This is a genomic window from Microcystis sp. LE18-22.4A (genome assembly GCF_027531105.1).
In the GTDB taxonomy this organism is placed as follows: Bacteria; Cyanobacteriota; Cyanobacteriia; order Cyanobacteriales; family Microcystaceae; genus Microcystis; species Microcystis aeruginosa.
In genome coordinates, this window is sequence record NZ_JAPZRB010000583.1 from 1 (window position 1) to 10,181 (window position 10,181).

8 protein-coding genes are annotated in these 10,181 nt (G+C 45.1%); 3 read left to right on the plus strand and 5 right to left on the minus strand.

Annotated elements, in window-relative coordinates; genetic code table 11:
* Together O9295_RS24950 and O9295_RS24955 are read right to left on the minus strand one after the other, a co-directional pair.
* On the minus strand, positions 1 to 390 hold a 390-nt coding region (locus O9295_RS24950; protein ID WP_288035983.1), incomplete at its 3' end, for an RNA-guided endonuclease InsQ/TnpB family protein.
* Between the two features lie 57 nt (positions 391 to 447).
* Positions 448 to 1,263: a hypothetical protein gene (locus O9295_RS24955; protein WP_288035985.1), complete on the minus strand. Its 816-nt coding sequence runs from the start codon at positions 1,261 to 1,263 to the stop codon at positions 448 to 450.
* Positions 1,264 to 1,508: 245 nt separating this feature from the next.
* Between O9295_RS24955 and O9295_RS24960 the strand changes: the two genes are divergently transcribed.
* Positions 1,509 to 2,672 carry a cysteine desulfurase family protein gene (locus O9295_RS24960; RefSeq protein WP_288035987.1) on the plus strand — a complete coding sequence of 388 codons (1,164 nt, stop codon included), beginning with the start codon at positions 1,509 to 1,511 and terminating at the stop codon, positions 2,670 to 2,672.
* 62 nt (positions 2,673 to 2,734) lie between these two features.
* Here the strand turns inward: O9295_RS24960 and O9295_RS24965 are convergent, their stop codons facing one another.
* Both O9295_RS24965 and O9295_RS24970 read right to left on the minus strand, forming a co-directional pair.
* The gene (locus tag O9295_RS24965; RefSeq protein WP_002748343.1) at positions 2,735 to 4,207 is read right to left on the minus strand and encodes an NADH-quinone oxidoreductase subunit M; all 1,473 of its coding nucleotides are present in this window, start codon (positions 4,205 to 4,207) and stop codon (positions 2,735 to 2,737) included.
* A 131-nt stretch (positions 4,208 to 4,338) separates the two neighbouring features.
* On the minus strand, positions 4,339 to 5,526 hold the full coding sequence (locus tag O9295_RS24970) for an RNA-guided endonuclease InsQ/TnpB family protein (RefSeq protein ID WP_288035990.1): 1,188 nt from the start codon (positions 5,524 to 5,526) through the stop codon (positions 4,339 to 4,341).
* A gap of 91 nt (positions 5,527 to 5,617) precedes the next feature.
* Here O9295_RS24970 and O9295_RS24975 point away from each other — a divergent pair, with 91 nt between their 5' ends.
* Positions 5,618 to 6,994, plus strand: a complete 1,377-nt coding sequence (locus O9295_RS24975) for a cobyrinic acid a,c-diamide synthase CobB (protein WP_288035991.1) — start codon at positions 5,618 to 5,620, stop codon at positions 6,992 to 6,994.
* A 321-nt stretch (positions 6,995 to 7,315) separates the two neighbouring features.
* Here O9295_RS24975 and O9295_RS24980 read toward each other — a convergent pair whose 3' ends face one another.
* Entirely contained in the window at positions 7,316 to 7,702 is a 387-nt protein-coding gene (locus O9295_RS24980) for a hypothetical protein (protein ID WP_004163047.1), read from the minus strand.
* Between the two features lie 389 nt (positions 7,703 to 8,091).
* Between O9295_RS24980 and O9295_RS24985 the strand changes: the two genes are divergently transcribed.
* Complete coding sequence (locus tag O9295_RS24985; RefSeq protein WP_288035993.1) at positions 8,092 to 9,951, plus strand: iron uptake porin; 1,860 nt, start codon at positions 8,092 to 8,094, stop codon at positions 9,949 to 9,951.
* Positions 9,952 to 10,181: the final 230 nt, after the last annotated feature.

The window sequence follows — 10,181 nt, forward strand, 5'->3', positions numbered from 1 at the left end:
TGTGCATTTGGCTAAATAGATTTGTTTGTCTTTAAATTTAAAGGCTGATTTGGTAAATTCGGCACTTCCTCCCTGATGTTTTTTCTTAAAGTTAGGATACTTAGTACGACCAGCAAAGAAATTAGTGAAAGCTGTTTGTAAATGTCTTAAACCTTGTGGTAAAGGTACACAGCTTACCTCGTTTAAAAAGTCTAATTCTTCTTGTTTTTTCCAATCGGTCAACATTGAAGAAGTTTGAGCGTAGCCTACTCTTTCTTGCTTTTCGTACCAAGCTTGTGTTCGTTCGTGGAGAGCTTTATTGTAAACTAATCTTACACAGCCCAAAGTGCGCCGCAATAGCGACTCTTGTTCTGGTGTGGGGTAAAATCGGAACGAGTAGGCTTTTTCCATGTCTCACATTCTAGCATATATCGTGTAAATGCGCTAATATTTAACGGTAAAGCCAACCTAGAACGACGGGGTTTCAGACCCAAAATTTTCGATGATGGCGGCCACATCTTCTTCTGTATCTCGAGGTTGGGTTAATTCCACATCCGTTGAGAAGAGGCACATTTGAGCCCAGTCTAAGTTTTCCACTTCACACTGGTCAATCACCGAACTGGGGATGTTTTTCAGGGTGATGCTATCCCACTCAATGCCGATGAGATTGCTCTGCCGCTCAATTGTCACAATTCTTCCTTGCCAACCACCGATGTCAGTCCCCAAATCTGGGTCGAGTACACCCTGTTTGACGATGACCGAGTCGCCGACTTTGAAGGCAAACTCTGACTCGGAAAATTCGGGCGACAAGCTGGAGGCAACCGAGAGATGATACTCGCTTCCTAGCTCTTTTAACTCAAAATCCACAATCATCCGCTTGTTTTCCGAGAAATAACGGTTTTTCCTAGCGATTAGCTCGTCGATTAGCCCTTGAATATCCGCCTTGAGCCTTTTATCTCCTTTAAGAAGGTCTTTATTAAAAACTCGGTCTATCATCTCTTGCCGCTTTGACTCGGGGGACAACGCCAGATTCCAAGCGATTATCCCTATGGTCAGCAGTGTTCGCATAGATCCCTTTGTTTCATTGGATTCGCGGTAAGGCTCGATAAAATCCTCCAGAACTTCCGACATTGTGACTTCCCCAGAAGGAGAGACGACAATTTCCTTGAAAGGCAAGGACTTTTCTCTTAATTTCTTCTCAAAGCTTTTCAAGGGTTTTTCGGATCCTTGGGACATTTTCTGCAGCCTGAGCAGTTCACTAAATGCCTTCGATTTTTTAGCCATGATTGAGCGGGAAAATATGTGTTATTAATCCTGTTGGGTTACTGAACAACATTGGGATAGGGAAATTGTAACTGCTGTCAGAGAGCGATTGCGCTCTCATTATTAAATCTTAAAGTTCTGGCCTGAGTCGTCAGCTGTTGACTGCTATCCGATACTTTTTTGTTAACATAGATTAGCAATGCACTTTCAGAGATTCTCTTAAAACAGAGGATATCTCCTTCCCAAATCCCCCGCAAGGGAAAAATATGTCTCAAAAGCCGATTTATCTAGATTGCCACGCCACGACACCGATGGAGCCGCAGGTTCTGGCGGCGATGTTGCCCTATTTTACCGAACACTTTGGTAATGCCAGTAGTATTAATCATGTCTATGGTTGGACAGCCGAGGCCGCGGTTAAACAGGCAAGAGAAACAATCGCCGCTGCTATTAATAGTAGTCCCGAAGAAATTATTTTTACCAGTGGGGCAACGGAGGCCAATAACCTGGCTATCAAAGGGGTTGCCGAAGCTTATTTCGCCAAGGGACGGCATATAGTTACGGTGATGACAGAACATCGGGCCGTTTTAGATCCCTGTCATTATCTGGAAAAATTGGGTTTTGAGGTGACAATTTTACCCGTCAGTGGTGATGGCTTAATTGACTTGGAACTACTAGAAAAATCTTTACGTCCTGACACGATTTTGCTGTCAATTATGGCGGCTAATAACGAGATTGGGGTGATTCAACCTTTAGCGGCAATTGGGGCGATTTGTCGCCAGTATCAGGTACTTTTTCATACGGATGCGGCCCAAGCAATCGGGAAAATTCCCCTAGATGTGGAGGAAATGAATATAGATCTGATGTCCTTAACTGCCCACAAAGTCCACGGACCGAAGGGAATCGGTGCGCTGTACGTCCGGCGCCGGAACCCCAGAGTCCGTCTCGCCGCTCAAATTCAAGGGGGAGGCCAGGAAAAGGGACTGCGATCGGGTACAATATTTACACCGCAAATTGTCGGTTTTGCCAAGGCGGTAGAATTGGGCATCAAAGCGATTGAAGAAGATACCAGCCACTTAAATCAGTTAAAAGCCCGTTTATGGGAGATTATCAGTCAATTAGACAGAATTTATCTCAATGGTCATCCTAGCCAAAGATTAGCCGGAAATTTGAATATTAGTATTGAAGGGGTGGACGGTGCGGCGTTATTGTTAGGATTACAGCCAATAGTGGCGCTTTCCTCCGGTTCTGCCTGTTCTTCTAGCCATACCGCCCCCTCCCACGTTTTAACTGCCTTGGGTCGCCCCGAATCTCTCGCTTATGCCTCCCTGCGCTTCGGGTTGAGTCGTTTTAATACTTTAGAAGAAATTGAACTGGTGGGGGAACAGGTGGTTTTAACGGTTAATTCCCTCCGCAAAGCCAAAAATTTTTGACGTTTCGGCTCCTATCCACAAGTTAGTTTCGGTCTAGGTTTAAAAAATTCCAGAAAAGCTTTCTATGATTGCCTTTGACTGATTGCCGTGCCGGTTAATAACACTGATGCTTGGTTTTCACTCCAGTGAATCATCCAACTCGGTTGTAATCCCAAAACAATAATAAATAAAGCCAAAGCAATTTCGGGAAATCTTTCGGGCCAGGTACTGCGAGGAATGCGCGATAATTCAGGGGTTAAACGACCAAAGAAAACCCGATTAATCATCAGGAGAAAATATACTGCGGTTAAACCACTAGCGACCAAACATAAGAGGGTTTGTATCGGGAAAATCGGGAAACTGCCACGAAAGACCAAAAATTCGGCGATAAATCCCACCATTCCGGGGATGCCAGCGCTGGCCATAGCCGCTAAAATCATTAACATTCCCGTGATTGGTAAACCTCTTTCCGGATTTAATAAACCGCGTAGATAATCCACATCCCGACTACCAGTTTTTTTATACACTACTCCCACCAACAAAAATAACAAAGCGGAAATTAAACCGTGACTAATCATCTGCAAAATCGCCGCGGTGATGCTTAATCTGGTGGTGGCCGCCGCCGCTAGTAAAATATAGGCCATGTGGGAAATGGAAGAATAGGCCACTACTTTTTTCATATCCTTTTGGGCAATAGCGCAACTGGCCCCGTAGAGGGCGCTGATAGCTGCTATCGTTGCTAACCAAGGGGCGAGAGTTACCCAAGCATCAAGAAATAAACCGACTCCAAAGCGCAGCAGTCCATAGGTTCCTAATTTGAGTAATATTCCCGCTAAAAGCACAGAAACGGGGGTAGATGCCTCGACGTGGGCATCCGGTAGCCAAGTATGAAAGGGAAAAATCGGGATTTTGATGGCTAATCCAATCAGAAGGGGGATGAGGAGCAGTAATTGGGTTTTAACGTCTAAATTATTCGATAAAAGGGGGTTATAGGCGAAATTATTAGCACCGGTTAGCCAAACTAAGCCAAGGAAAGAGATTAGCACTAAAAAGCCAGAAATTGCCGTGTATAATAAAAATTTCATGCCCGCGTAACCGCGTCTTTGACCCCCCCAAATGGCAATGAGAAAGTAAAGCGGGACGATTTCTAATTCGTAAAATAGGAAGAATAGCAGTAAATCCTGCGCTAGAAAGGCCCCCGCTACTCCGGCATTGAGTAACAAGAGCAGGGAATAGTAAAATTTCGGTCGGTTAACCTCTGTACCACTAGCATAAAGAGCAATTATTGTCAAGATGCTGTTAAGAAAAAGTAATGAGAATGACAATCCATCAACACCGAGGGCATAATTGAAACCGAGGAAATTAATCCAAGGCAGGTTAACCGTGAACTGCATTTGCGGGTTACTAGGGTCAAATTGCCAGCCAAGGAGAATATTAAGCAGTAAGAGAACGACAGCAAGAGTTAGAGCTAATCCTCGCACTTTTTTCGCCTCTAGAGGCGTGTAGGCAATCAGTATCGCCCCTATAATCGGTAGCCAAATAAAAGCGTTCAGCATTCTTTAATGGGCATGATAAACCTTCCCATTATTGCCTGAGCGGTCAATCTTTAGCAAGATAAACTGGTGAACATTTAACTTAACTAACGTTGACATCCTCACCGCCGTAAACGGACGGTGATTCCTAAACCTCACGATTTAGGTTTCTGCTTCTTTCCCTTGCGGGGTTCCGCACCTGCCTTAACAGATTTACTCTGTTCTGGTCTTATGGTCGCTCTACAGACTGACACCGCAAGCCCTGCGGCCAAAATATTTTTACTGGCGTTAATATCTCGGTCATGGTGAATCCCACAGATTGGACAATCCCACTCTCGAACATTTAACGGCATTTTCTCAGCAATATGCCCGCAATTACTACACCTTTTAGAGCTAGGAAACCATCTATCTATTTCGATGAAATTTCTCCCATACCAACGGCATTTATAGGCTAATTGTCGGGTTATTTCTCCCCAACTAACATCAGATATTGCCTGAGATAACTTGGGGTTTTTGACCATATTCTTGACGGCTAAATTCTCAACCACAATCGTTTGGTTTTCACGAACTAATTGAGTGGTTAGCTTATGTAAATGGTCTTTTCTGCTATCGGTGATTTGAGCGTGAATCTTGGCTACTTTGATTCTTGCTTTTTCCCGATTCTTTGAGTCTTTCTGTTTTCTAGAAAGGCTTTTTTGGGACTTTCGCAGTCTCCGATAATGCTTTTTAAAATGCTTAGGATTAGATACTTTATCGCCATTGCTGGTAATCACGAGGCTACTAATTCCTAAGTCAATTCCAATGGCTTTATCTGTTACTGGTAGAGGCTTAATCGTTGGGTCATCAAATCTTATTGAAATATGCCAACGTCCAGAAGGATGTAATCTGACTGTTACTGTGCTTGGTTCACAAGCTTCTGGGATTTGTCTTGACCATCGAATAGGTAAAGGTTCTGTGCATTTAGCTAAATAGATTTGTTTGTCTTTAAATTTAAAGGCTGATTTGGTAAATTCGGCACTTCCCCCCTGATGTTTTTTCTTAAAGTTAGGATACTTAGTACGACCAGCAAAGAAATTAGTAAAAGCTGTTTGTAGGTGTCTTAACCCTTGTTGTAAAGGTACACAGCTTACTTCGTTTAAAAAGTCTAATTCTTCTTGTTTTTTCCAATCGGTTAGCATTGAAGAAGTTTCAGTATATCCTACTCTTTCTTGTCTTTCGTACCATGCTTGTGTTCTGAGATGGAGTGCCTTATTGTAAACCAATCTTACACAGCCCAAAGTGCGCCGCAATAGCGACTCTTGTTCGGGTGTTGGGTAAAATCGAAACGAATAGGCTTTTTCCATACCTCACGTTTTAGCATATATTTCGTAAATGTGCTAATATTTAACAGTAAAGCCGTCGTAGAATGACGGGGTTTCAGACCCAAAATTTTCGATGATCATCGCAGGAGAAAGAAGCGGAGTCGGTAAAACTACGATTACCCTAGCAATCTTGGCCTATTTAATCAGTCGTGGCGATCAAGTGCAATCTTTTAAAGTCGGGCCCGATTATATCGATCCCATGTTCCATAGTCATTTTACCGGTCGCCCCTGTCGCAATCTCGATCCGGTTTTAACTTCTGAAGACTATGTAAAAACCTGTTTTGCCCAACATTGTCAAAATGTCGATTATGCTCTGATTGAAGGGGTAATGGGGCTATTTGATGGTATTCAATTAAGCGATACTCAATTTCCCGACTATGCCAGTACCGCCCATATTGCCCGTATTTTAGGGCTTCCTCTGCTGTTAGTTATCGATTGTAGTCGTTTATCTACCTCTGTCGCCGCTATTGTCCGCGGTTATCAATCTTTAGACAAAAATCTTCATCTAGCCGGAGTTATCCTCAATCGGGTTGGCAGCGATCGCCACCTGCAATTACTGCAAACCGCCCTAGAATCGATCAATATGCCGATTGTCGGGGTTTTGCGTCGTCAAGATTCCCTGACAATTCCCGATCGCCATCTAGGATTGGTTCCCAGGGATGAACTAGGAGAAATCAGGCAACTGCAAGATCAACTGGCTTCTATTGCCCAAAACTGCTTTAATTGGGACATTCTCTTGCCTTTACTCACTATTTCTCCCCAAGAGAACCCGAAAAATCCCCCAAGAGCAAATAAGCTTTTTCCCCCTATCCGTATCGGTATTGCCAGAGATAAGGCTTTTAACTTTTATTATCCCGATAATCTCGATATTTTAGCCAATTTAGGCGCGGAATTAATCTTTTGGAGTCCCTTGCAAGGGGCAAATTTGCCCGAAAACCTGCAAGGGTTGTACTTTGGTGGCGGTTTTCCCGAAATCTTTGCCCCGGAATTAGCAGCTAACACCCCTATCTTAACTCAGGTGAGAAAAGCGATCGCCTCTGGAATGCCCACCTACGCCGAATGTGGGGGATTAATGTATTTATGTGACAAAATAGTTGATTTTGAGCAAAAAAACCATTCTATGTTGCAAATAATCCCCCAATCTGCTATAATGTCCCCGAAATTAACCCTAGGTTATCGGCAAGCCATCGCCAAACAGGAGACGATCCTGCTCAAAGCAGGTCAACCAGTGCGCGGCCATGAATTCCATCGCTCCCAATTAAGCGGGGTGAGCGACGCACCGATTTATCAACTGCAAGCATTCCCCAAAAGTGAGATCAATGCCGAAGGGTGGCAAGGTAAGAATCTGCACGCTTCCTATCTTCACCTACATTTTGGGGGCCAACTAAGCCTGCCGAAAAAATTTTTAGCTGCCGGCCTTGATTTTTTCCGCACAGCTGCGTTAAGCTAATTACAGATAAATTTGATAATCAATCCGTTAAGGGATACAGGAGGTGATGTCGATGGTAGAAAGTAGTAAAAGCATGGGTCTCCTAATCGACAATAGCCGGCTGTGCGCCGGGGCTGTTCTCTAGACCCCACGTCTAAACAAGATTTAGACTAGCTGGAGTTCCTTCCGGCAGTCTGGTGTCGATTCCGATGACCCGCTACACCGCCCTTACCGAGCAATTGGTAAGGGCGGATAGTTTTTGAGGGTTTCCCGTCATCTGGGAACCCCAGAACCAGAAGTAATACCAATTTTTTCCTAAGTGAGCCTTTCTTGACTTTAACTCTACGGGCGCAAACTAACCCAGCGTCGCTTCTGGTTTGGGGACACCATTTTAACGCCTGTCACCGAGATAATATCATTGGCCAAATTCTCTGCCATCATGGGAATGAGTTGATTTATATTATTCTCATAAGCTTTTATCCAGAATTTAGCTAGTTTCTCTCTCGCTTCCTCATTGACATAGATAGTTTTACCAGGCGTAATCAATACCATTGCCACATCACCGGAGTTTTCCGTGACGGCAAAGACAAACTGATCACGGTCGGACTTGAGACCTTCGTACCAGTAGTCTATGTGTTCTTCTAATTCGTATTCATAGAGAGCGCGTTCCATCTTGCCATCTTCTAGCAAGGCTTTACGCAGTGTATTGGCTATCTTTCTTTTTTTCATGGTCTTGTCTCTGTTTTTATCGGCGTTAAGTTTTGCCCATTAGACATCACTCCATATTAAGAGTGCCACCATAGAAATCATCAATTAACCTGACGACAACCCAGTTCAGTGGCCGTTATCAAAATCACAGAACCTTGCCCGACTCGTCTAGACGAGCCTGTTGTATGAGCTTAAGTTTTCTCTGTGTAAGGATTCTAACCTACTTTAGTTTTTGTTTAAGTGCCGTTAGGAGCGACAGGGTGGCCACTTTTTCAACTGGTCAAGGGAAAAAAAATGAGATCGCATCTTTCCCTAAGTAATTAAATTGTGTATAATGGCAAAAGAATAGAAAGGCTATATGCGTCGTCAAACTGTGTAGTCAACCTATAAGGTGTGAGGAAAAAACCATCATGTTAAGAATGTTCTGGAAATCATTGCTGGTTAGCCCAGCGATTTTAGGGGCTACCCTAGTAGCTTCCGCTAATGCTAGTAGCTTCGATCCCGCCAAATCTACCAGTGTTTCTACCGAATTTAACAATCTAGAAATCGCTCAAGTTCAGAATACCGGTGCAGGAACTGGCGAATTACTCAATCAGATCGAACAGTACGGTAACGAAGGTCAAGTTGCACCCGTACAGGGCAACACCATCGATCAAGTCACCAGCGTTAACCAACTGCGGGATGTTTCCCCCACCGCTTGGGCTTATGAAGCCCTAAGAAGCCTTGTGGAGCGCTATGGTTGTATTGTTGGTTATCCCGATCGCACCTTCCGCGGCGACCGAGCTTTAACCCGTTGGGAATTTGCGGCTGGTTTAAACGCTTGCTTAAACGTCATGGAACGTTTAATTCAAGATGGTGTCAACGTCCTCAAGGAAGACTTAGATGCCCTCAAGCGCTTGATGGATGAGTTCCAGGCCGAATTAGCGGCCTTGGGAGCTAGAGTTGATAACTTAGAAAGCCGGGTGTCTTTCCTCGAAAATAACCAATTCTCCACCACCACCAAATTAGCTGGGGAAGTTATTTTCGCTGTCACCGATACGGTCGGTGCTGGTAGCCCCGCCTCCCAGGCCGCCATGCAATACCGCGCTCGTTTGCTGTTAAACACGAGCTTCACCGGTCAGGACGTACTGAAAACTCGTTTAGCGGCGGGTAGTGCCACTCCCTTCGGATTTGATTACAAATCGACCACCACACTACAAAATGGTGATCCCGCTTCCGTCAGATTCGATAATCTGCAAAGCCCTTCCCTATTCCAAACTTGGACCGCGGCCGGTAACGGTAGCAATGTGGTTCTCGACTGGTTGGCCTACTATACCCCGATTGACTTAGGTTATTTTGGTCGCTTCAATACCTACGTCGCCGCTTGGGGCGGTATTTGGAATGACTTCGTTCCCACCACTAATCCCTTCTTTGAAGACTTCGACGGTGGTAATGGTGCGCTTTCGACCTTCGCTTCCGAAAACCCCATCTACCGTATCGGTGGTGGTTCTGGGGCCGGTGTTAGCCTACAGTTAGGCTTCCTCCAAAGCATTGTCGGTCCGACCTCCCTATCCTTGGGTTACTTAGCCGGTGGTGGTGGCTCTAGTTCTGCGGCCAATCCTAACCCGGGTAATGGTCTCTTTAACGGAGATTACGCCGCTTTAGCACAGATTAACGCTAACCTCTTTAACTTCCTCAACGTCGGCTTCACCTACGTTAACGCTTACCAAGGTGCCGATACCGCCATCTTCGGTAACGGTGGTTCCTTCGGTGTAACGGGGACTTCCGCTGCTAACCTTTCCCAAACTCAGTTAAATACCCTGCTCAACGTCAACGGCAACCCTCCTGGAGACGTCACCCTACAGGATGAAGTCGGTTTCTTCAACTTCGGAGCCAAAGTATCCAATAGCTACGGTTTAACCGGTGCAGTGGATATTGGTTTCGCCAGCTTGAGTGCCTTCGGTTCCTACTCCACCGTGCGTTTACTCGGTCTCGGTGATGCGGAAGTGTGGACCTACGGTGCTGGTATTGCCTTCCCCGACTTGGGTAAAGAAGGAAATATCTTAGGTCTGTTTGCTGGTGCGCAGCCCTACATCGGTCACTTAAGCTTCCGAGACATGGGGCTAAAAGTATCTAACATCGTTCCCTACCACGTTGAATTGTTCTACAAGTACCAAGTCACCGACAATATTTCTATCACCCCCGGTGTCATCTGGATTTCTGCACCTGAACAGTTCAAAGGCACTGGTAACGAGTGGATTGGCACTCTCCGCGGAACCTTTACCTTCTAGGATTTCCTAAATTAAACCCGAAACCCCACCCATGGTGGGGTTTTGTTTTAGGCAAATAGACGCTGATATTCTATCTGGATACAAGCATCCTTGACATCCTCACCGCCGTAAACGGACGGTGATTCCCAAACCTCACGATTTAGGTTTCTGCTTCTTTCCCGAAGGATTTTTCGCACCTGCCTTAACAGATTTACTCTGTTCTGGTCTTATGGTCGCTCTACAGACTGACA

Excerpts from the sequence above, each read along its gene's own strand:
- O9295_RS24975 (WP_288035991.1), top strand. The coding sequence starts at position 5,618 with ATGATCATCGCAGGAGAAAGAAGCGGAGTCGGTAAAACTACGATTACC.
- O9295_RS24965 (WP_002748343.1), bottom strand. The coding sequence starts at position 4,207 with ATGCTGAACGCTTTTATTTGGCTACCGATTATAGGGGCGATACTGATT.
- O9295_RS24980 (WP_004163047.1), bottom strand. The coding sequence starts at position 7,702 with ATGAAAAAAAGAAAGATAGCCAATACACTGCGTAAAGCCTTGCTAGAA.
- O9295_RS24955 (WP_288035985.1), bottom strand. The coding sequence starts at position 1,263 with ATGGCTAAAAAATCGAAGGCATTTAGTGAACTGCTCAGGCTGCAGAAA.
- O9295_RS24960 (WP_288035987.1), top strand. The coding sequence starts at position 1,509 with ATGTCTCAAAAGCCGATTTATCTAGATTGCCACGCCACGACACCGATG.
- O9295_RS24970 (WP_288035990.1), bottom strand. The coding sequence starts at position 5,526 with ATGGAAAAAGCCTATTCGTTTCGATTTTACCCAACACCCGAACAAGAG.
- O9295_RS24985 (WP_288035993.1), top strand. The coding sequence starts at position 8,092 with ATGTTAAGAATGTTCTGGAAATCATTGCTGGTTAGCCCAGCGATTTTA.